The organism is Streptomyces sp. NBC_01477, assembly GCF_036227245.1.
Lineage (GTDB): Bacteria > Actinomycetota > Actinomycetes > Streptomycetales > Streptomycetaceae > Actinacidiphila.
In genome coordinates, this window is sequence record NZ_CP109445.1 from 1,613,175 (window position 1) to 1,637,602 (window position 24,428).

A 24,428-nucleotide genomic window follows, 5' to 3' on the forward strand; every position below is an offset into this window, starting at 1 on the left:
CGGAGTCGTTCAGCGGGGCAGGGCGCTGCCGTACGGCCCGTACAGGTCGAGCAGGCGGGTGCGGGCGTCCTCCAGCCGGTGGCCGATGACCTCGGCGCAGGCGAGCACGAAGACGTAGCCGAACTCCGGGTTCTCCCGGCACAGCCTCCGTACCGCGTCCGCGTCGAACTCGTAGGCCCGCACGTCGGTGAGCGCCTGGGCCGACATGCTCCAGTGGGACGGCGGGAAGAGCCAGGACCAGCCGAGCAGGGAGCCCTGTCCGAGCGTTTCGATGGCAGCGGCCGGGCGGCCGGGGACGTGAAGCTCCAGCGCCACGTCGCCGTCGCGGATGATCCAGAACCGGTCGGCCCTGCCCTTTTCCTCGAAGAGCCGCCGGCCGGCGGAGAATTGCACCTCGCGGGCCAGGGCCATGAACGGGTCTCGGTGCTCATCGGGAAGGGCGGCCAGCCGGCCGGTCATCGTCATCAGCTTCGTCGTCATGGTCTTCTCCGTCATCTGCTGAGGCGCCCGTCGGCACCACTCGCCCCGGCCGCGCCATCCATGTCCCCATCGTCCGGCCGGCGCGGCGCGCCCGTCGTGGGCCGAACGGCCCCTGCACCGGAGCCGAGCGGTTCCCCCGCGCGGAGCCGTCCGGCGCGTGCCAGTACCCATTGGCCGGCCTGCGGTTCACCGCCGCCCGTATCGGCGAGGTCTCCGGCGTCCGCGCGCAAGACATCGCCCACTACGGTCGGTGCCACCGCCGATCAGCCTTCCAGGACAGATCGCCCGCCTCGGCATACGGACACGCGGCCGCCTCCACGAGTAGCAACATGCCGTGTGACCTGAACGGTCGAGGTTTTCGGCAAGGACACCGCCGCCAAGACCGACCCGGCGGAACCCTCCACGAACACCACCATGCCGCTTGACCAGGCCGGATGATTAATCGGCACCCGCAGTGACCGTCAGCAATCAGCCGCGAACTGCTCCAGCAGGGGCAGAATCGGTTTCAATGGACCGGTGGCGCGGAGAGTAGGCAGCCAACCTGGCTTTGGCGAGAGCGACTTGAGGGCCGCTGCTGGGTCGACGTCCTTCGTTTACGGCGAGGAGTACGTCGGCGCGGTGAGCGGCTTGGAGATCGGCGGGGACACGATACGCGCCGTCGTGCCGGGCCGGGAGACGTACCGCGTCACACTCGTCGTCACGGGGCAGGCGGGGGTCAAAGGGTCGTGCGACTGCCCATACGGCGCCGAGGGCCATTTCTGCAAGCACTGCGTCGCGGTGGGCCTGGCGACCTTGCGGCACGCCGAACCGGCCGCACCGCAGGAGTTCGCCGAGACGGTCCCGGCACCTCGATCGGCCGTAGCGTGGCCCGCTCGCGAGGTCGAGGACGTGGTGAAACCCTGGCTGCAATCGCTGGACCGGGACGCGTTGCTCGCGTTGCTGAGCGAGGAGGCGGCTGCCGCCCCCGAGCTGCACGGCCGCCTGCTGGTGCGGGCCGAAGTCGCAGGGGCCGACCGTACGGCCGCCCGTGACCGGGTCAAAGGGCTCCTCAACGCAGGTGCGTTCGCCCGCGACGGGTACGCCGACTCCGACGAGACCGACGCTTACGTCCGGCAGGTGACCGAGGCCGCGCTGGTCCTGCGCGCGCTGATCGCGGCGGGGCGGGCAGCCGAGGCGGTGGACGGGGCGCGGTGGGCGCTGTGGCGGCTCGGCAAGGTCTACGAGCTGGCGGACGAGCCGGACGAGCTGTTCGCGCCGGTGCACGACCTGGTGGTGGTGCACCGGCAGGCGTGCCGCACGGCCCGTCCGGCTCCTGAGCCGACCGCGCGCTGGCTCGTCGGGCATCTGCTGGGCCCGGTCGCGAGCATCAGCCCGGCCGACCCGGCCGACTACCGCGACATCCTCGGTCCGGCCGGCTTGGCCCAGGCCGTCGGCCTGGCCACCGAAGCATGGCGGGAGGAACCCACCGACAAGGCGGCACGTCTCAGGGAGCGGCTGCTCAAAGCCCAGGGCGATGTGGACGCGCTGGTCGCCGCCTACGCCGCCGCTCCCGCCCCTGACGGCGCCACCCATCTGCGAATCGCACAGGAACTGGACGAGGCCGGGCGCGCCGGAGACGCACTGGAGTGGGCCGAGCGCGGTCTGCGGGCCGCCGCGAAGCGACGCGACATCGACGACGGGCTCGTGGAATGGGTCTGCGCCCGTTACGCACGGGCCGGGCGGCCGGACGACGCCCTCGCCACGCGGCGCGAACGCTTCCGGGCACACGCCACACTGCGGACCTACCGGGCGCTGCGGTCGGCCGCTCGGGCCTGCGACCGCTGGGAGACCGAACGCGAGGCCGCGCTGGAGCTGCTGCGTGCGGACGCGGACCGCGGCGGCTCCGGCTCCCGGCTCGGGGAGGCCGACCGTACGCTCATCGACGTCCTGCTCGACGAGGGCGACGTCGACGCCGCCTGGGAGGCCGCCGCCGGGCGCGCCGACGACCGCCGGCTCCTCACACTGGCCGACCGTGTACGCGACCACCGCCCCGCCGACGCGCTCGATGTCTATCTGCGGCTGCTCGAACCGCTGAAGCAGTCGACCGGCGACCGGACGTACCAGGAGATCGCCCGGCTGCTGCGCAGTATCCGCGCCTGCCATGAACGGCTTGGCACTTCCGAAGAGTACGCCCGCCGCGCCGCCGCGCTGCGCACCGAGCTCAAGCGCAAGCCGAAGCTGATGCAGATCCTGGACAGCAACGGCCTGTAGCCCTGGTCGGGGTGGGGCGATGATGTCCGGGCGCGGTAGTGGATCATGGAGTTGCGGTGGTCTCGCCGTTGTCCCGGGGATCGGAGTTTGCCGTGTCGGTGCAGCCGCGGCCCTGGCCCGGAGCCGGACCCGCAGATCGCTGGAGCGATTCGGGCGATGTACCGGGGAAAGCGCGAGGCTCCGCCGGCCGTGCGGGTCCGCGACCAGCCCGGGGAACTGTTCTGCGACGAGCAGTTCGCCGATGCGTTCGAGCGGCGGGGCAGGCCGGGCTGGTCGCCGGGGCGGCGCGCGCTGGTCACCGTGCTGCAAAAGGCAGCGAACCTGACCGACCCGCAAGCCGCTGACGAGGCCCGTGAGAACCTCGCCTGGAAGTACGCCCTCGGCTTGCGGCTGGATGACCCGGCTTCGACCGCACGGTCCTGTCGGAAATCCGCACCCGCGTGGTCGGGCACCAGTTGGAGGCGAGGGTGCTGGACCTTCTCCTGGACCGGCTGCGCGAACTCGGCCTGGTCGAAGAGGGCGGTCGGCAGCGCACCGACTCCACCCACATCGTCTCGGCCGCCCGCGAGCTGAACCGTCTCGAACCGGTCGGTGAGTCGGTCCGCGCCGCGCTCAACGCCCTGTCCGCGGCGGCCCCCGACTGCGTCCAGGTCCTGGTCGTCTCGGACTGGAGCCGCCGATATGCGGACCGGGTCGACACCCGGCGCATACCCGACTCCAGGTCCAGGCAGCATGAACTCGCCCTGGACGAGGTCGTGTCTGACAATGACCAGGTTGTGGCGGCTTTCTCTGCGGAGTGGGCTGGCTGCCGGTGGGAGGATCCAGCATGTGATCAGGCAGGATGGTGTCCGGGTCCGTGAGCTCGTACTCGTGGACGGGTTTCGCCCTGCGGACGTTGCGCGTGTTCATCGCGAAGCGCTTCATGTGCTGCGTTCGAGCATCGACGCAGCCCACATCGACGCCTATAGCGGTGACCTCTGGCCGGTCGAAGTCCTGCACTCGTATGAGCGTGCGCTATCGCTGGCTCGGCAGGAGGTCGTGAGCGGTACCCGGTCCAGGCGCTCCGATCCTGGGATGGGGATCGACCTTGATGTCCGAGACGACGGGCACTTCAGGGTGCTGTCGGACTTGGCTCCCTACACAATCCACGCCGAAGGCTGGCGGGACGGCCGGCTGGTCTTCAGCGCCAGCGACTCGGGAACGGCCCTGTGGATTGAGGTCACGCAGGAACAGGAAGCAGCGCTCCTGTCCCGATTGGGTCAGCTGGGGATCCCATCGGGTGTGCTCGCCGTGCTGCCACCCGCGCGCTGAACGCGTGCCGACGCGGGCTCGCGGAGCCAGAGGATCAGCGAGGCGAGGCGGAGTCCGGCCTGGTAGCGGTCCGCGAGCTTGTCGAAGCGGGTCGCCACCGCGCGGAACTGCTTGAGCCGGTTGGGCACCTCTCGACGACGTTGCGGTGCTTGTACGCGTCCGCGTCGAAGACGGGAGGCCGGCCGCCTCGGGAGGCCCGGCGGAGCCGGTTGGCGACCTGGTCAGAGCGTTCAGGGACCGTAACGGCGATGCCATGACGCCTGCACCAGGCGCGGATCGCCCGGGACGAATACGCCTTGTCCGCCAGGACCCGGTCCGGGCGGGTGCGTGGCCTTCCCCGCCCGGGGCGCGGGACACGGACGGCGTCCAGTACCGCTTCGAACATGGTGGAGTCGTTGACGTTGCCGGGCGTGAGCACGAGCGACAGCGGCAGGCCGCGGCCATCAACCGCCAGGTGGACCTTTCTGGTCAGGCCACCCCGGGACCGGCCGAGGGCCTGCCGTGCCGCCGAGCCTTCCGGATGCTGTCCACAACTCGCGTGGGAAGCCGACCGTCAAAGCACCAATTGAGAAGACGTCTTAACCTCGCCCTGTTCGAGTCTTGCTCGAACGGGGCGGAGCGCCGAGTGGCAGCGGCGACGTATCCGGTCCGATCCCCGCGCCGCGATCACCGACCCGATAGGTTTCGTCTCATGCCTGGTCGCCTCCTCGAACTGCACGTCGAGAACTTCCGAAGTCTGCGCGACGTGACCGTCCCACTCGGTCCGCTCACAGTGTTGGTGGGCCCGAACGGGGCAGGCAAGTCCAATGTGCTGAAGGTGTTCGACTTCCTTGCCGACATCATCCGCACCGATCTCCAGCCGGCGCTCGACGCGCGCGGTGGGTTCGACGAGGTGGCCTTTTGGGGCGGAACCAAGCCGCCGACCTCGATGCGCATCCACCTCAAGGCGACCTGGACGACCAACTCCACCCGCAACGCGCCGGACGAGTACGCCCTCACCATCCGGCGCCGTTCCCTCCGGTCGAAGAGCAGCGGTGATCGGTCGCCTTATTTCGCCCTGTCCCGCGAAGAGAGTTTCGCGTTCAAGCGCAGGCAGGGACGCGGTCGGCGTATCACCATTTCGGGCGAGGAGGCCCGCATCCTCGACGTTCGGGCGGGCCAGAGCAAGGACAGCGGCAGCTTCGGCATCCGAAGGCTGAGCAGCGGCCTGTCCACGCTTCCGCGGCTCGGTCCCTCCGACGGCGGCGACGAGGTGACGAGGGTCGCCGACCGACTATCGTCGTTCCGGGTTTTCGACGTCGACGTCGCGGCGGCCCGGCAGCCGACCCGCCTGCGCGGTGCGGACTTCGCCACCCTCTCACCGCACGCCGAGAACCTGGCTGGGTTCCTGATTCACCTCAGCGGCCGCGAGGATATCTGGGACGATCTGGTCGCCGACGCCCGCACGGTCCTACCGCAGTTGGAGAACATTGAGTTCGAGGAGGTCGGCGGGGCGACGGACCAGCTGACCGTCGTTCTGCACGAGCGCGGCCTGCGCCGCCTGACGCCCCTCGCCGACGCCTCTTACGGGACGGTCCGGCTGCTCGGGCTGCTTGCCCTGCTCTACGACCCCAACCCTCCGGCGTTCACCTGCATCGAGGAGATCGACCACGGGCTGCACCCGCAGGCCCTGGAACTCATCGTGCAGCGCCTGCGGGAGGCCGCCGAACGGACGCAGTTTATCGTCGCCACCCACTCGCCCGCGCTCGTCAACCGGCTGAATCCGGAGGAGTTCGTCGTGTGCGACCGCGACGACGACGGCGCGTCAATCATCCCTGCTCTCACAGTCGACGAGGTGAAGGACATTATCGAGGAATCCGGTGAACAGCCGCTAGGTGAACTGTGGTTCTCCGGGGTGCTGGGTGGCGACCTCACCGGGGGCGAGCTGTGACCCCGAAGGGGCGTCAGGGTGGCGGGCGCGTGTCCGGGGCGCAGGAACGGCGCGTCATCGTGCTGGCCGGTGAGGATCAGAACGACTGCGAGATCCTGGCCGCGCTCATACGTGCCCACCGACCCGACCTCGGCGCGGCGACCAAGCTAGTTCGCATCAACGACCCGGTACGGCTGCGCAGGAAGTCCGGCCCGGACCTGGCTGCCGCCGTGAAAGCGCTGGTCGGCAAGGCACGAGCCAAGGCACGCCAGCAGCGCGCCGAGTTGCTCGGCTTCGTCGTCCATGAGGATCTGGACGGCTACGCCGACGCCCAATACGACCAGATTCGCAGGACACTCGTCGCCGAACTCACCGGTCAAAGCGTGGAGTTTCGGACGGCGCTCGCGCTCGCGGCGTGGGAGAGCGAGGGCTGGCTGCTGCTCTTCCCGGATGCCTTCCCCCATGTCCGTCCGCGCTGGAAGGTTCCCGGCCGTCTACTCGACAAGGACACCGGCCGCGTCAAGGACGCCAAGGAGGAACTCAAGCGGGGACTGGGCCTGCCGGTCTTCCGGGAGAGCGACGGCCCCGCAGTCGCCCGCGAGGCGCTGAAGTACCGGCTCGTCCCGTCCCCGCGCGGCAGCAACCGCTCGTACTCTGATTTCGTCGACGACCTCACGGGCTGGACCTGACCTACTCCTGCCGATATCCCTTCCGCCGGGGCAGGGCGAAATGTGCGAGGGTGCCATGCCTGGCGCGGGTCTGTACGGTGACCGGTGTATCTCCTGATCAAGGAAGCACCTGATGAGCGACGTGATCGCCTCTGTTGAGGCGGCTGAGGATGTGCGCCCTGTCGAGCTGCTGGCGGATGTGCTGGACGAGCAGTTGATCGGGCGGCTGGTCGACCGGGCCCGCGCCGGCGGGTTGCAGTTGACCGGTGAGGGCGGGCTGCTGCAGCAGCTGACCAAGCGGGTGTTGGAGTCCGCCCTGGAGGGCGAGATCACCGACCACCTCGGCTACGAGAAACACGACCCGGCCGGCGCTGGCAGCGGCAACAGCCGCAACGGGATCCGGTCCAAGACCGTGCTGACCGACGTTGGACCAGTTGAGATCGAGGTGCCCCGCGACCGGGAGGGCAGCTTCAAGCCACAGATCGTCAAAAAGCGGCAGCGTCGGCTGACCGGTGTCGACGAGATGGTGCTGTCCCTGTCCGCCCGGGGCCTGACCCACGGCGACATATCAGCGCACCTTGCCGGGGTCTACGGGGCCAGCGTGTCCAAGTCGACGATCTCGACGATTACCGACAAGGTCATGGACGGCATGGCCGAATGGCAGAACCGCCCCCTCGACCCGGTCTACCCGGTCGTCTTCATCGACTGCATCCATGTGAAGGTGCGAGACGGGCAGGTCGCCAACCGGCCGGTATACGGTGCCCTCGCGGTCACCGTCGACGGCACCCGCGACATCCTCGGCCTGTGGGCCGGCGACGGCGGCGAGGGCGCCAAGTACTGGCTCCAGGTACTGACCGAGATCCGCAACCGCGGTGTCGAGGACGTGTGCATGGTCGTCTGCGACGGACTGAAAGGCCTGCCCGACGCGATCGGGACGGTCTGGCCGCAGGATTTCACGCAAACCTGCGTCGTTCACCTCATGCGGGCGTCGTTCCGTTACGCGGCCCGCCAGGACTGGGACAAGATCTCCCGAGCGCTCAAGCCGATCTACACCGCACCCACCGCCGACGCGGCCGAAGAGCGGTTCCTGGAGTTCCAGGAGGAATGGGGCACTACATACCCCGCGATCGTGCGGCTCTGGCCGAACGCCTGGGCCGAGTTCGTGCCCTTCCTCCAGTTCGACGCCGAGATCCGCCGGGTCGTCTGCACCACCAACGCGATCGAGTCGGTCAACGCCCGCATACGCAAGGCCGTCCGCGCCCGCGGGCACTTCCCCAACGAGGCCGCCGCGCTGAAGTGCGTCTACATGGCCGTCATGAGCCTGGACCCCACCGGGCAGGGACGCAAACGCTGGACCATGCGATGGAAGCCCGCACTCCAGGCCTTCGACATCGTCTTCGACGGCCGACTCTCCATAGGCCGCCGCTAACCCACACAAACCCAGTTACACCAGTCGCTGGGCAGACCCGATCAGCGAGGTGTGTTGCGGGGACGGGCGTACGTGGGGGCGGGAGGATGCCTCCGCGTACGCCCGTCGTACGGGAGTCACATGGCGCGGAGGACCACCAGGCGGGCGTGGGCGCGCACGGCAGGTTGGACGGCTTGCTGCCAGCGGGGAGCGGTCGCCACGTTCCCGACGGCGAGGATCCAGGCATTGATCCGGGCGGGGTCACCCTTGTCGTGCGCGGCGAGGCGCCGGTTCGCGTAGCGCAGGCCCTTGAGGATCTCGCGGACCTCGGCTTCCGCGGTGACGGCCAGGACCACCAGGTTGTGGTCGTTCTTGAACGTGTTGGTGGCGACCGCGCCGTACAGGGTGTCGGCGATCGTGTCCCAGCGGGTCCTGATCTGGTCGAGAGCCGGCGTCTGGGGCCGTCTCCGGCTGTGCTGCACCGACTCGACGACGCCGGCCTCGTCGACGTCAGCAGAGTCGTCCTCGTCACCGCCCACGTGCAGGCCAAAAAAGGGGGCGAACACACAGGTCCGAGCCCCGTGGACCGCGGTAACAACGGCTAACACAATGAGGTGGGTCGGTCCTGGTGGCCGTGTCTGACGGGCCAGTTCGGCGAGCATCGGCTTGAAGACGGTGATCTCGTTGGTCTTCGAGTCGACCTCGCGCTGGGCGGTGACCAGACCGGTGCCGGTCATCGCGGCGAGCAGGTGGACCTGGGTGCCAGCGGTGCGGCGGGCACCGCGGACTGTCTTGCCGTCCACGGCCAGTGAGCGACAGGACTGCTGGTCCGCGTCCTGGTCGGCAGGCGGGGGGCCTGGGTCGCGGGCGGCGAGCCTGGCGCCGACTGCCGCCTCAAGGGCGTCGCCGTCGGCGCGCTGCAGGACTCGGCGCACGGAGGCCTCAGCCGGAGCGCTGGGGCCGGTGGGTTCGCGGTTCGGGCCGCCGAGCGCGCTGAGCACGGCGGCCGGTGTGTCGGCCGCCCATTCAGCAATCGCCGTGAGCGATTTCGCGCTGGCCAGCACCGCGCACGCGGCGAGGACGAGGACGAGGACGAAGGAGAGGGGATGGCGGCGGCCCTTGGCCCGGCGTGGATCGGGCACCGTCACGAAGCAGTCAAGCAGATGCGGGTGTTCCCCGGGCACAGCGGGGCGGGCGTCGGTGAGTTGGCTCAGGCCGGCAGGGATGGACGATGATGAGCGGGCAGGCACGGTCTTCCGTTGCGGTGATCAGGGACTCGACACCTCATGATCACTCGGAGGTCGTGCCTGCCTCCGTCCCGCCTCACGTAACGAACTCCACAGCCATGCAGATCACCTGAACTGCCGTCGAGTCGGAGAGACCCGCTGAACGACGAAGCCTTCCCCCCGGTGCGGGGAAACGATCAGTTATACGCTGTGAGCAGGTAACTTTCGCCCCTAACATGTGTGGTGGCCCGCGGGTCGGTGCACGGTCGTGTGCCGCGGCGGGCACCAAAGGGGAGGGGAAACACATGCGATTGTCCTTGCGCGTACGCGCGCGTGCCGCCTTGGCAGCGGTGGGAGCCCTGGGGCTGGCGTTGCTTGCGGCCCCGCAGGCGATGGCGACCGGGGAGACGCCGACGACGCCGACCGATCTCTTCAACGGCTACGCCGCCTGCTCGCACGACGAGGCCGCGCCCACGTACGTCTGGGCGGGCTCGGGCGTCCAACTGGAAGGGGTCACGGGGGTCGTCGGCGGCGACGGGTGGACGCTGCCCAGCGAGCAGTTCCAGCTCTGGCCGGTGGCCGATCCGGCGCAGATCACCAGCCTCAGCTACGCAGTCGCCGTTCCGGGAAACGAGGGGTGGGTCACCGCGCCGGCCGGCAAACTGGCCGACGGGCAGGTCTACGCCTGGCAGGCGCAGACGGTGGTGGGCACCGTCGCCTCGGAGTGGTCGGCGCCGTGCTACTTCGCCGTCGACAACACCAGGCCGTCCACGACTCCGACCGTCACTTCCGCCAACTACCCGCAGAACCAGGTGACCGAAGGCGGCGACCCGGTCCGGTTCACCTTCGACGCCAACGGCGTGAACGACGTCGAGGGCTTCGAGTTCGCCTGGATGGACCCGCTGCCCGTGTACGTGGTGAGCATCGGCGAGCACGCGATCCCGCAGCCGAAGGACCGATACGCGGACACCAAGTACTACGTGCGCGCGGACAGCCTGGGCGGCTCCGCCACGGTGAGCCTGATCCCGCCGGGCGGCGGGGGCCCGCTCACTCTCCACGTTGTGAGCCTGGACCGGACCGGTAACCGGTCGTACGACGAGGCCACGTACAGCTTCAGCGCCCCGACGGGTCCGCCGACCGTGACTCCGCCGACGGACCCGCGCTTCGACCAGCCCGCGACCTTCCGCTTCGCGCCCGACGCCGCACTCCAGGCCAAGAGCCCGGTCGTGAGCTACACCGTGCGGACCCTGGGCGCGCAGCAGGACCAGACCCGCCAGGTGCCGGCGGACGCCGACGGCAGCGGCAAGTTCACGCTCAAGCTGGACGGCGCCTACGGCGAGGTCCTGCACGTGACCAGCACCAGCGCCAACGGATGGGTCAGCGACACCGCCGAGTGGAGCTCCGAGTACAACACCGAGACCACCGTGACCTCGGACGTCTACGCCGAGGACGAGACGAGCGGCGGGGTGGGCGTCCCGGGGACGTTCACCCTCACCCCGAAGGTCCCCCACGTCGTGAGCTACACGTATTCCTTCAACTGGGGCGAGCCCGTCACGGTCGAGGCCGGGCTCGGCCACGCCGCTCAGGTTACCTGGACCCCCACGGAGAGCGGCTTCGCCTACCTGACCGTCGACGCCACCACCGCGGACGGCATCCAACTCGCCACGAGATACTACTCCTTCGACGTGAGCTGACTCGCACGTCGGCACTGTGAGCGCTGCTCTGCTCGCCGCCCCGCGCCACAACTGGCGGGGCGGGGCGGCGAGTCCGTCGGGGGTGCTGGGGCGGGGCCAGGAGGAGGTGCAAGTGAGGCTGGAAGGGGGCGTGGCCGAGGTCGCGTTGGCCACGAAACCGAAGCTGGCGCTGCCGCCGGCCGGGACGGCGCCGTTGTAAGCGGCGTTGGAGACGGTCAGCGCGCGGCTGGTCGCGTTACCGTTCCACAGGTTGTTGATGCTCTGGCCCGAGGCCAGCGTCAGGCCGACCTTCCAGCCGCTGATGGCTGGTGCCGTTGTTCTTGACGCCAACATCGACCTGGCAGCCGCGCGCCAGTGACGTCAAGCAGACCGCCGGCGCGGCGGCCGACCCCGGAACCACGCGGTACAACCTGCTGGGCCGGGACGCCTCGGGCGGCCTGTACCAGTACCAGGGCACGGGCAGCGGCTCCAAACCGTTCTTCACCAAGTTCAAGGCCGGTTCCGGATGGCAGACCTACAGCGCGATCGCCGCGACGACCGCGCTGCGTGCCGACGGCACCGGTGACCTGGTGGCCCGCGACTCCTCGGGCAAGCTGTGGCTCTACGCGGGCAAGGGCACCGCGACGGGCGGCCCGTTCGCGGCCAGGTCCACGATCGGTACGGGTTGGAGCACCTACAACCTACTGTTCTGAACCCGGGCTGCGCGACGGGACCGGGGCAAGACCGTGCCGACGACGACCAACCGGTCGCTCACCAAGGAACGGTGGCGAACCGCTCCTCCGCCCGCCCAGCGATCGCGCGTACGACACCTCGCGAAGGCCGCCCCCAAGGGGCGGCCTTCGTGCCCCTGGCGAGAGTCAGGGGCACTGTGTCCCCATCTCATTCGGAGTTATCAGAGTCGGCCGCCGACATGACTGCCAGGCCGGGCGTGGTGTCGGCCAAGGGCGAGGAGCGCCGCCAGCACGGCGGTGGCGCTCCTCGCTTTTGTAGGCGCTGCTCAACTGCGGTCGGCGCCCTTTGGCAACTGGCCCCGGACGTCACAGCCGGGGCAGGTGTCCTCGCCCTGCGCATGGCCTTCGTACCAGCGGTGGACGGCGGCGTGCGGGATCGCTCCGCGCACGTCGGCCTCGCCATGTTCGAAGAAGGCGACCGCATCGCCGATGATCACCCGGGGCGGAGGGGCATCGCACCCGGAGTGACGCAGGCACTGCCGAACTCCCGGTGGGTCGACGCCACCTACTGCGACGACATCGCAGCCCGCATTGTCACCCCTCTGGGAGAGGGCTTCGCAAGTCTCTCCGCCAACGGTGACGGCGGCGCCACGTTCACCCACGAACAGGTCCGTCGCACTGTCACAGCGGCCGGGAGCGGGGCTGTTCGGCGGCCCCCGGGCCGTATCGAATGCCTTTATCGCGGTCGGCGCAGTCGGCAGCATTGGGCGGTCCCTGCCCTGCAGGGTGCCGGCGCGGCCAAGGTGTCGCCGCTCGGGCTTCCGCCTGATTCGATCAGGTGATTCGGTGGCCGTTTCCGGATCGGTTGTGGGCGTGAGCGTGCCGGTCCACTTCTTGCCTGCTTGGGCGCGTGCTCCCCGGACAGTCGCCTGGTGCTGCCCAGACGGCATCCGACCGGGCTGTGCGTGCCAGGCCGAAGGCCGGCACGCACAGTGGTGGTTCCGCACCCCCGGGTGCCGGGGGTGCGGAACCACCACTGGTGAGACAGCTCGGGTCAGGCGCGGCGGCCGGTGAGCACGCGGTAGATCGCCAGCAGGATCATGGAACCGACGATCGCGGCGATCCACGTCGACAGGTGGAAGAAGCCGTTGATCGAGTGGACATGGAAGATCACCTTGCCGAGCCATCCGCCCAGCAGACCGCCGGCCACGCCGATGAGCATGGTAACGATGACGCCACCCGGGTCACGACCCGGCATGAGCGCCTTGGCGATAGCCCCGGCCAGCAACCCGATGATGATCCACGCGATGATACCCACGGCTGTACTCCTCCTTGCGCTGTCACACTCTCGTCGACCACCTTCTGGACCGGATCGCCTTCTTCAAACATCCGTTCGCCTGTGAGGCTCCGGGGCAAGGCGCCTCCCGGCAGGCGGGGCCCCGGGAACGGCTGCGGCCCCACGCCGCCATATCCCGGCCCAGGCGCCCGGGAAGGCCGCGGACCCTGCGCTCCATCCGGATCCAGGTGCTACGGCTCGCCCGGGAGAACCCCAACAGGGGCTACCGTCGCATCCACAGCGAACTCCCTAACACGGGCGTGAAAACCGCCGCATCCACCATCTGGGAGATCCTCAAGGACGCCGGCATCGATCCAGCGCCCGAGCGGGCCTCCAGCACATGGTCGGACTTCCTGCGCTCACAGGCCGACGCCCTCCTGGCCTGCGACTTCTTCGAGACCGTCACCCTGTCCGAGGCGCGACTCTCACTCTTCGCGGTGATCGGGCACGCCAGCCGCCGGACCCGGATCCTCGGCACCACCGCCCACCCGACCGCGTCGTGGGTGACGCAAGCCGCGAAGAACCTCGTCATGGACCCACAGGACGCCGGCTTCCGGGCGAAGTTCCTGATCCGTGACCACGACGGGAAGTTCCCCGCCCATGAACGCGATCATGGAGCAGGGGGCACCTCCAATGCCGTCAAGTTGGCGTTTGGGCTGGTGGGGGTGGGAGTTTGGGCTGGTGGGGGTGGGAGTTTGGGCTGTTGTGGTTGATGGTTGCGGTGATGTGGGCGGTGCCGGTGGGGACGGCTTGGCGTTTCTTGCCGCTTCGCGGCCGGCCCGCAGCGTCAGCCATGAGCCGTCGGGGTAGCGCTGAAGGGCCGGCAGGCGGGCGGTGCGGGGCAGCCGCACCGTGAAGTCGGCCCCGGTGGCGACCGGATCCGACAGGAACCCGGCCGCGTCGAACCCCGCGTCGAGCAGGACCGGCATTCCCGCGTGCAGGCTGCGCAGCAGCCGCCGGGCCGGAACGAACTCCCGGCCTGAGACCGGGCCGAAGACCGCATCGGCCAGGGTGCGGGTGGAGCAGTGGACCAAGGCGATCACCTGCAGCCCGCCGTGCCGTAGCGGTGCTTGTGCCTGCCCAGCCATGCCCGGGTGGCCGCACTGTCCGGGACGGCCAGGACCGTGCCGTCGACCGCGCAGACCTCAAGGCCCCGCCATGGCTGCGGCACCGCGGCCGGGTGACGGCACAACTCGCGCAACAGCAACTGCAGCGGACGCGACCCCAGCCGCACCCGCGCCGCGCGCAGGCCCAGCCGGGTCGGGTCCGGCAACCCCGCGCCACCGAGCGCGGCACCCGCCATCCGGTACACCGCCCCCAGCGACACCGACCCGCACAACCCCTGCGCGACCAGCAGACAGACCACCACCCGGGCCGGCAGATCACGCACCCGCCGCTGCACCCGGCCCGTCCGCGCCAAAACCTCATCGACCACGGAGAACGGCAGCAGCCACGTCAACGGCTCCAGATGCCCCGGCGCGAAACACACCCGGCACCTGCGGCCACCGAACGAGTAATGACAGACTCAGACACAGCAGGGCCCCTCCACGGATCCGGACTCGGCGGCATCCTCCGCAAGCACCACCATGCCGCTTGACCCGCACGGACGAGGTTTTCGGCAAGGACACCGCTGAGGAGTGCGGTATGCAATCTCCCTCGTCCTCTGCCCCGACCGCGACGGGTCGGATGAGGCCGAACGAGGCTCATCCGTGCCCCGGTTGCTTCCGGGTAGTCCGACTTCGCGGCAGCCACCAGTTGGCCGGCCCCAGAGCCGCCACCAGCGCGGGCGCGAGGATACCGCGCACGAGCGTCGCATCGATGAGGATGCCCAGCGCCAGGGCGGTCGCCAGAATCTTGACGTCGGTGGCAGGCACGCGGGACAGCGAGACGAAGGCCAAAAAGAGGATGACGGCCGCGGAGGTGATCAAACGGCCGGTACGTGCGACGCCGTCGACCGTCGCCCGGCCCGTTTCCAGACCCCGGTCGCGCTCCTCGCGAATGCGGCTCAGCAGGAATACCTCATAGTCCATGGACAGCCCGAACAGGAACGCGAACACCGCAATCGGGATCCACACGGTGACCGACCTCGCAGCCGACTGCCCGAAGAGCAGGTTCGTGCCGACCCCGTGCTGCCAGATCAGCACCGTCACCCCGTACGCCGCCGCGATGGACAGCACGTTGAGGACGAGCGCCTTCAGCGGCAGCACCAGTGACCGCAGAGCGCGGGCCAGCAGAAGGAAGGTGACGACGACGATGATCGTCACGACCCACCACGCGTTGCCGTAGACCGCCGTGATGAAGTCCGCGTTCTGTGCGGGAATTCCGCCGACCCGTGCGCCGGTGCCCAGGACCGCTCGCCGGACGTCGGCTGCAGCCGTCGAGCCGGCCCCGTTGGAGGCGTCTCCGGTCGTCCACACGTCGACCACGGACCGGTCCCCGCGGACCCAAGACGGCGGAGCCAGTACGCCCGACACTCCGTCGATCCCAGCGACCGCCCGCCGGACCCGCGCCACGTCGGAGGTGAGCACCTCGACGGGCGTGGTGAGGCCCGCGCCCAGCCCGGCGCGCTCGACCTGGTGCACGGCGACCGCCGCGCTGCCCCCCGTCGAGGCCAGTGAATCGTTGCTCGGCTGCCCCAGGCTCAGGCCCAGTACCGGAGCGGCAAGCGCCAGCAGGACGACGGTCGAGGCCACAATGGCCGCCCACCGGTGCCGTACGACTCTCTCGCCGATCCACCGCCACATCCGGGAATCGGGCGACGCCGTGCGGCGGTTGGGCCAGGCCAGCCGAGGTCCGGCCACCAGCAGCAACGCAGGCAGCAAGGTCAACGCGGCGATAACGCTGACGACAGGGATCAGCAGACCGGTGAAGCCGACGCTGCGCAGGAACGGCACCGGCAGCGCGATCAGGGCGGCCAGGCTGACCGCGACAGTCACCCCGGAGAACAGCACCGAGCGTCCGGCGGTGACCACGGCTCGCTCCACGGCTGCGGCGTTGTCCAGCCCGTTTCCGCGCTCCTCGCGCCAGCGGGTGACGACCAGCAGCGCGTAGTCGATGGCGACGCCGAGACCGATAAGAGCCAGGAGGTACTGGACGATGAAGGACACGTCCGTGACGGCGGTCAGGCCCCAGACGATCAGAAACGTCGTCAGAATCGACCCGATCGCCACCGCGAGCGGCATCAGCGCCAGGAACGACCCGAAGACCAGCACCAGCACCACCAACGCCCCGATGCCGCCGAACAGCGTTTCTGCCAGGACCCCGGCTCCTCCCCCACCGCCGGAGTCGTTCAGCGCGTCCTGTCCGGTGACGGTCACCGACACCCCGGCAGCCGCACTCGCCTCCTGCGCTGCCGTCTTCAGCGCCGGAAGGGCCCTGGCATAAGGGTCCTGGCCGGGCAATGGAGTCGGGTAGACCATCACGACACCGGTATCCCCATCACGCGACAGCAACCGCGGCTCCTGTGCGTACGAGCTGACGCGCCCCGCCACCCGTGCCCGTACCGCCCGCACCACCGTGGCGGCAGCCTGGGCGTCCAGTCGCCGACCTCCGCTGTGCAGTACCAGCAGGACCGGCGCGTTGTCGCCACCGGAGCCGAACTCCTGGACGATGTCCTGGTTTGCCTCATATCCCTTCTGCCCGGGCAGCCCGAAATCGTAGCTCAGCGCGGAGGTCGCGCGGGGCGCAGCAAGCCCTCCCGCAAACGCCAGTACCGCCCAGGCCCCGATCACCCACCAGCGGCGGGCGACAACGAAGCGGGCGAGCGTGTGCATATCAGATCTCCTTCGGTATCGGCGGCTACCACCGGATTCCGGATGCCCGACATGGGCGGATAGACACGCCGAACCTTATCGGCCGGGGCGCGACCGGCTACGAAGACCTGCACGCGGCAAACTGAGCTGCCCCGAGTTTTGTAGCGGCCGGACTCTCTGGTTTCAGGCGGCCTTCGGGGCTTGCGGGTGCCGATAAGTCATCCGGCCAGGTCACGGTCTTGATCGCCGGTCTCCGGCTGTGCCGCTCCTCACCCTCGATGTCTTCGCCTGCGGGGGGCATGAAGGCATCATGATCTGTTGTGCTGCTGCGTCTGGCCTACCTCGCCGCGACCAACGCCCTCGCCTTCCTGCGCCTGCTGCCGGTGAGCAATCGGGACAAGGACATCGAGATCCTTGCACTCCGACACCAGCTGCTGGTCCTGCAGCGCCAGGTCGGCAAGCCCGCCTCCACCGACACCGACCGCGCGATCCTCGCCGGCCTGCTCCACCTCCTACCGATGGACAAGCTGCGCCGACTCCTACTGCCGGCACGCCCCGACACGATCATGCGCTGGCACCGCAACCTGCTCGAACGGCGCCATGCCGCCACCTGCGCACCGAAACGGCGAGAACGCCCGCCCACCGTCCGCTCGATCCACGCCCTGATCCTGCGCCTCGCCCGAGAGCACAGCTCCTGGGGATACCGGCGCATCCACGGCGAGCCCGCGGCCCTGGGTATCAAGGTCACCGCGTCCACCGTCTGGGAAATCCTCAAGGAACACGGCGTACCACCGGCGCCGGATCGTCAGAACACCACGTGGGCAGACTTCCTGCGCAGCCAGGCCGGCGCCCTGCTCGCCTGCGACTTCTCCGAAACCCGCACCTTCACCGGTACACGCCTGTACGTCTTCGCCGTCATCGAGCACTCCACCCGGCGCATCCGGATCCTGGGCGCAACCACACACATCAGACACCTGGAGCCGCCGGCCCACGGTGTGTGCACACGAGCAGGGTTGCGGGCCGCCTGGACGCCCGCAACCCTGTCGAGACTTACCGGTTTACCAAGCAGCTACCCAGGGAGTATAGACGTTGAAGTACCCGTAGAAGATGAACCAGAAAGTGACCTTCCCTTGCTGGCGGTACAGCGAGTAGTTCGCGTACTTCGTTTGGTATCTACCGTTGTGGTATCGGTAGTACACGCTCACCTTGTACTTGTTCCGGAACCAGATTCCGGAGACATAGGTGCCGCTGGAGTAGATCCCCATGATGGTCTGCACGAAATACTTTACGTGCTGAGGCAGGTGGTTCTCCGGACTGTTCTGCCACTTGCCGACGGTTGTCGTCCTGTACAGGTACTTCCAGTTGGAGTTCCACGGAAGGTTGCACTGGGAACCCGTCCGGCCGTTTCCGCAGTCGATCATGGCGCCGGAGGGATCGGATGTGTTCACCGGGTCACCGCCGGCGTAGTCGTAGGCATTCGCGCTGCCGCCGGGGACGGGGTCCGTCTGCAGGAATCGGCCCGTGGACGGGTCGTAGAGACGGAAGCCCATCAGGAGTACCCCGGTCAGTGAGTCCGCCGACCGTTCGTTGACTCCGAGCCAGCCGTATCGTGCGGCCTGAGTGGCGCCCTCCGGCTTTCCGTATTCGTTATAGCTCAGAGCGGTAGGGGCCTTCGAGATGTCCAGCGGGAGCTGGACGGTGATGTCGCCGTGCAGGTTGGTCAGCTGGAGGATCGTGCCGCCGGTGGCGGTGGTGGTGGCATCGAGGCCTCCGCCGACGCCTTGGACGTCTCGGGTGACGGTGCCGCTGGCGTCCTCGGCGGTCCAGTCCGGGTTGTCGGTGTCGTCGCCGTAGTGGTTGGTCGTGCTCTTCGTCTGGGTCCAGGTGCCGGCGTTGTTGGTCTCAGTGGTTGAGGAACTGGATCGCTCGGTGGCGTCCAGGGTCCAGGTCTGGCGGTTGGTGCCGTTGGCACTGGTCTGCTGACGGACGCGGTTGTCGGTGTAGTAGCCCATGGTGGCGCCGCCGGCCTGCGTGGTGGTGCGGCCGAAGGCGTCGTAGACGATGCCGCCGGTTCCGCCCTGCGTCTGCAGGCGGTCGGCGCTGTCGTAGGTGTAGGCGGTGGTCACGGGCGTGCCTGCGCTGCCGTCGGAGTTGTCGACGGCGGTGGTCAGGCCGGTGCGGTTGGTGTTGCTGTCGAACGTGTAGGTGCGGTGGGTGGTGATGCCGGCCTGCGTGTCATCGACGTGGGTCAAGCGGCCCGCAGCGTCGTAGGTGAGAACCTGCCCTCCGGTGTCGGAGGTGTGGATGGCTTGCTGGCCTTGGACAGTATTGGTCGTGCTGTCCTGGGTGACCTGGGTGCCGTCGCTGACGCGGGTATAGGTGCGAGCGGTCGGCGTGCCGGTCTCGTTCCGGGTAACGGTCAGGGCGTAGCCGCCGGGCAGGGACTGGGTGGCCGGATTCCCGTCCGCGTCATAGGTGGCGGCGAAGGTACCCGCGACGGAATCGGTGCGCGAGGTCTCCAGGCCCCGTGGGTCGATGCCGGTGTTGTAGGCGTACGTGGTCGTCGACGGCGCCGAGTCAGTCACCTTCGTCGGCCGGTCCAGGTCGTCGTACCAGGTGACGGCGGTGTTGCCGGAGCCGTCGCCGTAGGAGATCAACCGGCCGAGCGCGTCGTAGATGTGGGTGACGGTACGGCCGCCGGCGCTGACGGTGGCCACCTTGCCGGTGACCGCGTCATACGTGGTCGTGGTGTCGGGTACGGCGGTGCCGACGCCTCCGGTGACCGAGCTGATCGTGGCCCGGCCGGCGGTGTCGTAGGTGTTGCTGCGTGTGCGTGTGCTCCCGTTCGCGGTATCTGTGGCCGCGGTGACGTTGCCGTACCGGTCGTACGTCGTGGTCTTGGTGGGCAGTTGCGCGGGGTTGGCGCCGCCACCGGTGATCGCACCGGCCGGACCGACCGAACAGACCTGGTCAGCCCACTCCGGGCGGCCCTGGCAGGCGCCGGTGCCGGTCGCCGACCAGTACGTGGTGATTGTTGCGCCGGCGTCGGTGCCGTCGGACTTGGGCAGAGCGGTGTTGACGACACGGCCCTGGGAGTCGTAGCCGGTGGTCCTGACCAGGTCGAGCCCGGCCGGGTCGGTGACGGTCTGGGTGGTCAAGCCCTTGGCCCAGTCGTACCCGGTCGTGCTGGTACGGGGATCGCCGTCGGTGACATACCCCTTGACGGTGGCGCCGACGGTCACGGTCGTGGCCTGGTTCGCCACTGTCGCGCTGCCGCCGGTGGGACGGCCCTGGTCGTAGACGGTCACGGTACGCTCGCGGGCCGGGACTGATGCTCCGGCGGGTATGTCGATGCCTCCCGCCCCCGCGTGCAGTGTTGTCGCGAGCGTGACCATGTGGAGCGGCCCCGACTTCTCCAGCTCGCGCTGGCCGGCGTTGGCCGGGTCGGTGTCCTTGTCGGTGCCGGCGTCCGTGGCCACGCTGTCGGTGTTGAACACCGACAGGGTTGACAGCATCTGTGCCCGGTCGGCGCTCGGGAACCCGTCGATGCCCAGTTGCTGCTGTTCGGCCAAGCCCGGTCCACCAGTGGCCAGGGCAAGTTCGCGGTTGGCCGCGGTCAGTTCCCGCACCGCGTTGCCGAAGCGGTCGTACTCGGTGGCGGTGATGTGCCCCCCGGGGGCGGCGGTGTTGACTTCCCGCCCGGACGGGTCGGTGTAGGTGACGACCGCGCGCTGGTAGGAGCCGCCGGCCAGTGCCGCCCCATCGTGCGAGGCCGGGACGGCGTCGGCGGGGAAGACCGCGGTGGCGTCCGAGGGCGTGTCGCTCTGCCCCCAGGCGCTCACGTGGCTACCGTCCATCGCGTATGGAGCGCTCGTACCGTTGAGCGGTACGTCGTAGACCAGGCTGGTCATGGCGGTGCCGTTCGTCTGGTCGGCACTGCCCGGGCTCAGTGTGGGCCGGGAAGCCGACACCAGCATGCCGTCGCCGGCCGTGGCGGTGTTGCCGACCTTGCCGTAGGCGAGCGTCCACGGCAGCTCACCGGGCGGGGTCAAGGTGGTGATGCGGCCCGCGCTGTCGTAGTCGTACGCGGTCTTCAACGCCGGGCTGATCCGCGGATCCCACTCCTGCCGAAGCCGCCCGGCGGTGTCGTAGGCGTAGCTCGCCAGCGCGGACGCGGTGGCTGCCGGCGCACCGGGATCGGTCGACCACAGCCTGATCTGGGAGACCTGCCCGGCATAGTTCCCGAAGACTGACGCGCTCGCCGTTGTGGCGGTCGCGTAGACGTACTCCAGCACCCGGCAGCCCTTGGCGGCAGGGGTCGCCGCGCAGGTGGACTGGTCCACCGCCGACGTCGGGGCGATCACATACTTCGGGCGGGCCAGCACGGTGCTGCCGACCACGACCTTCTCCGAGACCACCTGCGTGGTCGAGTTGTCGGTCGGCAGGAAGGTGGACGTGGCCTGCCACGCGGTGGCCGACGGGTCGACCTTCGCGAAGGTCGTCGTGGTGCCCTCGGTGTCCTTCAGCGTGAACGACCCCGTCAGCGACCCGGTCAGTGTCAGGTCCTCTGCTCCCGGCTCCGCCTTCCAGCCGCCGCCGGAAGTCGCCGTGAAGCCGACCTGATCGCTGTCGGCGTCCACCACTGCCACGCTGGTGGACGAGACCTGGTGGAGGTACGACCAGTCGGAACCGGCGGCCTCCGCGACGGTGCCCGAGGTCCACTGGGGCCCGAAGATCGCCACCTGGCCCTCCTGCGCCGAACCGTTCGCGGGCAGACGCGACGATGCGGTGCGGGTGGCGGTCATGTCGAACCCGGAGGCGTCGGTCGCGTCGATGCTCGCGTCCCCGGTGAGGGCGTTCACCGACGCCGGGCCGGCGATCAGCGACGGCGCGGAGCCGGCGTTGCGGTCCACGGTGACGGTGTTGGCCGGGGAGTAGGCGTCGGCGGTGCCGTCAGTGAAGTCCGCGCGGATGTCGATCGGGCCGTCTTGCACAAGAGTGTCGGTGATGTTCCAGGTCAACGCCGTGGGAACACCGCTCGGTGTCGAAATGGGCCATGAACTGACGCCCGCACCGCTGGATGTCACGGTGACGTCCGCGGTCGGGATGGTGTGCCAGGTGTCGCTCTCACCGATCCGGTACTGGTACGTCACACCGGTGTCGGTCGACACGCCCAGGCCGGTCAGACTCGCGCGGCGGGCAGGGCGGTCGCCCTGGCCGGGGGTGAGCAGTGCGGCGCCGGAGCCGGCATAGAAGACATACGTCGCGGTAGGCGAAACGTTGCCGGCGAAGTCCCCGCTGTACGCGGTCAGGGTGTGTTTGCCGGCCCGGACGGTGACGGTCTCCGGCAACGGCGTATTGCCTGTCGCCGCGCACGAGTTTGTGGGGGCGGCCCCGTCCAGGGACCATTCCACGCAGAGGGAGCCCGCGGGGGTGAAGGTGACCGTTCCGGAGAGGTTCCCGTCCGTGTCAGGGGTGCCGGCCCAGGTGTTGGCCGGGAAGTCGCTGGAGGAGATTGCGGGAGGGGCAGGTACGAAGGTATCGATGTGGAGTGTCTGGGCTGCGGTCCAGGCGGAGTAGTCGGCGCCGTCGTAGGCGCGCGCTTTCCAGGTGTACGACCCGTCGGCCAGTGCCGTGCCCGGCTTCCAGGTGCCGGCGGTGCCGGAGGTGACGTAGGCCGAACTGCCGGAGGCCGCCACAGTGGTCCCGGACAGTACCTGATAGTCCATCCGGACGGTGTCGCTGTTGGCGTCGGTGGCCGTCGCCGAGAACGTCGGAGTGCCGCTCCTGGCGTAAAGGCCCTGTCCCGGGGAGACCTTCAGGCTCGTCGGCGTGGTCGGCGGTGAGTCGTATGTGATGGACAACGACGGGTCGACGGCGAAGCCCTTGTACTGCGCAGCGGCGGTTTCGCTGCTGTTGATCAGCACGAACGCGATGGTCTGCCAGTGGTTGGCGGCCGCGTTGGTGACCTGGTCCATGAAGCTGAAGTTCCCGCTGGGGGTGGAGGTGCAGGCCGGGCCGAAGTTGACCGTGCTCTGCAGCCCCACCTTGGGCGGTGCGTTGGTCCAGGTGGTGGTGGCGCTGAACACGTTGGTGGACCACGCCTGCACGCCGTACGCGGTTGAGCTGCAACTGGCGGAGTCGGTCTCCTTGATCTTCATGTTGGCACTGAGCACGTGCCCGTCCCAGATCGCCGACGGAATGCTCACCCGGTAGTACGTCCGCTCGACGCCGGTGGGCGCGTAAGCGCCCTCGAACCCGACTCCGAGTCCGGCGGCAGGCGGGAGATCGTAGTTGGCCGTGTTCGGAAGCGCCTGCATCACCCAGTCGTAGTGCAGCGTCGAACCGCTCGCCGGATGCGGCACGTAGGCCGGATCGATGTACACCGGAAAGACCGTGGTCTTCGCCGACAGCAGGCCCTTGTCCACGGCCAGGTGCAGCTTGTGGTTCTTCAGACTGGCCTTGACCGGTGCCCGGTGGGCGCGCGAACCCGCCCTCTTGGCCGTCGACTTGGTGCCGGCACCGGGCTTGACCTCGGCGACCCCGACGTGCGCGGGCGCGGCGGCGTTGTTCCCGCCGGTCACCCCGGGGCTATTGGTGCCGGCCGCGGCGGTGGTGGCGGTCGCCGAGTCCCACATCGCCGGAGCCGGCGAGTTGACCAGCAGGTTGCCCGCGGCGTCCTTGGCCGTCATGTTGCCGCCGTCGTCCGTCACCGCGGTCACGCCGCTGCTCGTCGACACACTCTGCATCAGGTCCGACAGCGCCGGGTCGGCGCCGGCCGCGGCGGTCCTGACCACCAGCGTCTCCTCGACACCTCCGGTGGGCGCAGCGGTGAGCTGCAGGTCAACTCCGTCCATCACGTCGGCGTAGGTCGCCGTCGCGCCGGACAAGGTGGGCGTGGGCAGTGTCGTCGGCCAGGTCAGCGACACCTTCTTGCCGTCGACCGTCATGGTCGCCAGCGCCCCCGCGCCGCCGCCGGACAGCACCAGCCCGGTCTCCGCCGCCACGGGGGTGACGGTGCCGTCGGCCCCCGACTGCAAGGTGGCGTCCAGGTCCACCCAGGAGCCCTTTTTCTTCGTCCACTTCGGCTGCGCGAACGCAGTGTAGGTCAACGTGCCGTCAACGTTGACGAACGTCTGCGAAGCGTCCGTACGCTCGCTCAACGCCTCGATCCGCCGGTGCTGCAACCGCGCCATCAGCCGCGCCGAGGGCACGTCCTGCGCCTGCGCCGCCCCATGGCTCGCCGCGGGAGGCGATGCTGCGACAGAACCCGCGTGTGCGTCCGCGGGTGCGACGGCCACCGCGGTACCAGTGTTCCCGACCAGCGCGGCCGCCTCGATGGCCAACGCCATCACCGCCACGCCCGCCGTCCGCCTCAGCCAGCGCGGCGGCAGAAGACCCCATGGACCACTCGACGCGCGGCGTCGAGCACCCCCCCAACTTACTGACACGTAGCTCTCCTTAATCAATGAGACGTGCACAGCTCAGCCGAGGGATCTTCACATGATCTACACCATCAGGGAAGCCACCCCAAGAACACCCTATAAGCGGCTATGGTCAAAGTTAGGCAGATACCAGTCCCATGCACCGATAGATCGGTTTTGGACCCATGTCCAGACGGCCGCTTCTGGGACAACAACCCCCTTATGGGCTCGCACGCACAGTAACTCCTGGTTCACGGAATGCTCATTTTACGGATACTAGGACTCTTTTCGACAGCGCC

At 69.1% G+C, this 24,428-nt stretch carries 17 protein-coding genes and 6 pseudogenes; 12 read left to right on the plus strand and 11 right to left on the minus strand.

The window, feature by feature from the left end; all coding sequences use genetic code 11:
- Positions 1-9: 9 nt before the first annotated feature.
- Positions 10-480 carry a cyclic nucleotide-binding domain-containing protein gene (locus OHA86_RS06180; protein WP_329173185.1) on the minus strand — a complete coding sequence of 157 codons (471 nt, stop codon included), beginning with the start codon at positions 478-480 and terminating at the stop codon, positions 10-12.
- 618 nt (positions 481-1,098) lie between these two features.
- Here OHA86_RS06180 and OHA86_RS06185 point away from each other — a divergent pair.
- The 4 genes from OHA86_RS06185 to OHA86_RS06200 all read left to right on the plus strand — a co-directional run bounded on the left by OHA86_RS06185 (position 1,099) and on the right by OHA86_RS06200 (position 4,041).
- Positions 1,099-2,730 carry an SWIM zinc finger family protein gene (locus OHA86_RS06185; protein ID WP_329173187.1) on the plus strand — a complete coding sequence of 544 codons (1,632 nt, stop codon included), beginning with the start codon at positions 1,099-1,101 and terminating at the stop codon, positions 2,728-2,730.
- 156 nt (positions 2,731-2,886) lie between these two features.
- Entirely contained in the window at positions 2,887-3,303 is a 417-nt protein-coding gene (locus OHA86_RS06190; protein WP_329173189.1) for a transposase, read from the plus strand.
- Positions 3,198-3,590: a hypothetical protein gene (locus OHA86_RS06195; protein ID WP_329182685.1), complete on the plus strand. Its 393-nt coding sequence runs from the start codon at positions 3,198-3,200 to the stop codon at positions 3,588-3,590. The genes OHA86_RS06190 and OHA86_RS06195 overlap by 106 nt, the downstream gene beginning before the upstream one ends.
- A complete protein-coding gene (locus tag OHA86_RS06200; protein WP_329173191.1) occupies positions 3,559-4,041 on the plus strand; it encodes a hypothetical protein in 483 nt (160 codons plus the stop codon). Before OHA86_RS06195 ends, OHA86_RS06200 begins: the two co-directional genes overlap by 32 nt.
- Here the strand turns inward: OHA86_RS06200 and OHA86_RS06205 are convergent.
- Positions 3,990-4,546 (minus strand): annotated as a pseudogene (locus OHA86_RS06205) (IS5 family transposase); the annotation flags it as partial. The gene OHA86_RS06200 and the pseudogene OHA86_RS06205 overlap by 52 nt on opposite strands.
- 186 nt (positions 4,547-4,732) lie before the next feature.
- Here OHA86_RS06205 and OHA86_RS06210 point away from each other — a divergent pair.
- From OHA86_RS06210 to OHA86_RS06220, 3 genes are all read left to right on the plus strand, one after another.
- On the plus strand, positions 4,733-5,971 hold the full coding sequence (locus OHA86_RS06210) for an AAA family ATPase (RefSeq protein WP_329173192.1): 1,239 nt from the start codon (positions 4,733-4,735) through the stop codon (positions 5,969-5,971).
- Between the two features lie 29 nt (positions 5,972-6,000).
- Complete coding sequence (locus tag OHA86_RS06215; RefSeq protein ID WP_329173193.1) at positions 6,001-6,639, plus strand: hypothetical protein; 639 nt, start codon at positions 6,001-6,003, stop codon at positions 6,637-6,639.
- A gap of 121 nt (positions 6,640-6,760) precedes the next feature.
- Positions 6,761-8,047 (plus strand): IS256 family transposase, encoded by a 1,287-nt coding sequence (locus OHA86_RS06220; protein WP_443071968.1) that lies wholly within the window; start codon positions 6,761-6,763, stop codon positions 8,045-8,047.
- A gap of 116 nt (positions 8,048-8,163) precedes the next feature.
- Here OHA86_RS06220 and OHA86_RS06225 read toward each other — a convergent pair whose 3' ends face one another.
- Positions 8,164-8,382, minus strand: a complete 219-nt coding sequence (locus tag OHA86_RS06225) for a hypothetical protein (RefSeq protein ID WP_329173197.1) — start codon at positions 8,380-8,382, stop codon at positions 8,164-8,166.
- Between the two features lie 67 nt (positions 8,383-8,449).
- On the opposite strand from OHA86_RS06225, the pseudogene OHA86_RS06230 reads away from it, so the two are divergent.
- Positions 8,450-8,628 (plus strand): annotated as a pseudogene (locus OHA86_RS06230) (IS5/IS1182 family transposase); the annotation flags it as partial.
- 291 nt (positions 8,629-8,919) lie between these two features.
- On the opposite strand, the pseudogene OHA86_RS06235 reads toward OHA86_RS06230, so the two are convergent.
- Positions 8,920-9,276: pseudogene (locus tag OHA86_RS06235) on the minus strand (transposase family protein); the annotation flags it as partial.
- Positions 9,277-9,557: 281 nt separating this feature from the next.
- On the opposite strand from OHA86_RS06235, the gene OHA86_RS06240 reads away from it, so the two are divergent.
- Positions 9,558-10,946, plus strand: a complete 1,389-nt coding sequence (locus OHA86_RS06240; protein ID WP_329173199.1) for a hypothetical protein — start codon at positions 9,558-9,560, stop codon at positions 10,944-10,946.
- 171 nt (positions 10,947-11,117) lie between these two features.
- On the opposite strand, the pseudogene OHA86_RS36025 reads toward OHA86_RS06240, so the two are convergent.
- Positions 11,118-11,279, minus strand: a pseudogene (locus tag OHA86_RS36025) (cellulose binding domain-containing protein); the annotation flags it as partial.
- On the opposite strand from OHA86_RS36025, the gene OHA86_RS06245 reads away from it, so the two are divergent.
- Positions 11,267-11,638 (plus strand): hypothetical protein, encoded by a 372-nt coding sequence (locus tag OHA86_RS06245; protein WP_329173200.1) that lies wholly within the window; start codon positions 11,267-11,269, stop codon positions 11,636-11,638. The pseudogene OHA86_RS36025 and the gene OHA86_RS06245 sit on opposite strands and share 13 nt — an antisense overlap.
- Positions 11,639-11,943: 305 nt before the next feature.
- Here the strand turns inward: OHA86_RS06245 and OHA86_RS06250 are convergent, their stop codons facing one another.
- On the minus strand, positions 11,944-12,114 hold the full coding sequence (locus OHA86_RS06250) for a hypothetical protein (RefSeq protein ID WP_329173202.1): 171 nt from the start codon (positions 12,112-12,114) through the stop codon (positions 11,944-11,946).
- Between the two features lie 557 nt (positions 12,115-12,671).
- Entirely contained in the window at positions 12,672-12,935 is a 264-nt protein-coding gene (locus OHA86_RS06255; protein WP_329173203.1) for a GlsB/YeaQ/YmgE family stress response membrane protein, read from the minus strand.
- Positions 12,936-13,069: 134 nt separating this feature from the next.
- On the opposite strand from OHA86_RS06255, the pseudogene OHA86_RS06260 reads away from it, so the two are divergent.
- A pseudogene (locus OHA86_RS06260) lies at positions 13,070-13,549 on the plus strand (integrase); the annotation flags it as partial.
- Between the two features lie 443 nt (positions 13,550-13,992).
- Here the strand turns inward: OHA86_RS06260 and OHA86_RS06265 are convergent.
- From OHA86_RS06265 to OHA86_RS06275, 3 genes are all read right to left on the minus strand, one after another.
- Positions 13,993-14,442 carry a transposase domain-containing protein gene (locus tag OHA86_RS06265; protein ID WP_329173205.1) on the minus strand — a complete coding sequence of 150 codons (450 nt, stop codon included), beginning with the start codon at positions 14,440-14,442 and terminating at the stop codon, positions 13,993-13,995.
- A 214-nt stretch (positions 14,443-14,656) separates the two neighbouring features.
- Positions 14,657-16,726 (minus strand): MMPL family transporter, encoded by a 2,070-nt coding sequence (locus OHA86_RS06270; RefSeq protein ID WP_329173207.1) that lies wholly within the window; start codon positions 16,724-16,726, stop codon positions 14,657-14,659.
- A 287-nt stretch (positions 16,727-17,013) separates the two neighbouring features.
- Positions 17,014-17,214, minus strand: a complete 201-nt coding sequence (locus OHA86_RS06275) for a hypothetical protein (protein ID WP_329182686.1) — start codon at positions 17,212-17,214, stop codon at positions 17,014-17,016.
- On the opposite strand from OHA86_RS06275, the pseudogene OHA86_RS06280 reads away from it, so the two are divergent.
- Positions 17,137-17,670, plus strand: a pseudogene (locus tag OHA86_RS06280) (integrase); the annotation flags it as partial. The gene OHA86_RS06275 and the pseudogene OHA86_RS06280 overlap by 78 nt on opposite strands.
- A gap of 93 nt (positions 17,671-17,763) precedes the next feature.
- Here OHA86_RS06280 and OHA86_RS06285 read toward each other — a convergent pair.
- Complete coding sequence (locus OHA86_RS06285; RefSeq protein WP_329173209.1) at positions 17,764-24,057, minus strand: RHS repeat-associated core domain-containing protein; 6,294 nt, start codon at positions 24,055-24,057, stop codon at positions 17,764-17,766.
- Positions 24,058-24,428: the final 371 nt, after the last annotated feature.

Excerpts from the sequence above, each read along its gene's own strand:
- OHA86_RS06270 (WP_329173207.1), bottom strand. The coding sequence starts at position 16,726 with ATGCACACGCTCGCCCGCTTCGTTGTCGCCCGCCGCTGGTGGGTGATC.
- OHA86_RS06190 (WP_329173189.1), top strand. The coding sequence starts at position 2,887 with ATGTACCGGGGAAAGCGCGAGGCTCCGCCGGCCGTGCGGGTCCGCGAC.
- OHA86_RS06240 (WP_329173199.1), top strand. The coding sequence starts at position 9,558 with ATGCGATTGTCCTTGCGCGTACGCGCGCGTGCCGCCTTGGCAGCGGTG.
- OHA86_RS06180 (WP_329173185.1), bottom strand. The coding sequence starts at position 480 with ATGACGACGAAGCTGATGACGATGACCGGCCGGCTGGCCGCCCTTCCC.
- OHA86_RS06285 (WP_329173209.1), bottom strand. The coding sequence starts at position 24,057 with ATGGCGTTGGCCATCGAGGCGGCCGCGCTGGTCGGGAACACTGGTACC.
- OHA86_RS06210 (WP_329173192.1), top strand. The coding sequence starts at position 4,733 with ATGCCTGGTCGCCTCCTCGAACTGCACGTCGAGAACTTCCGAAGTCTG.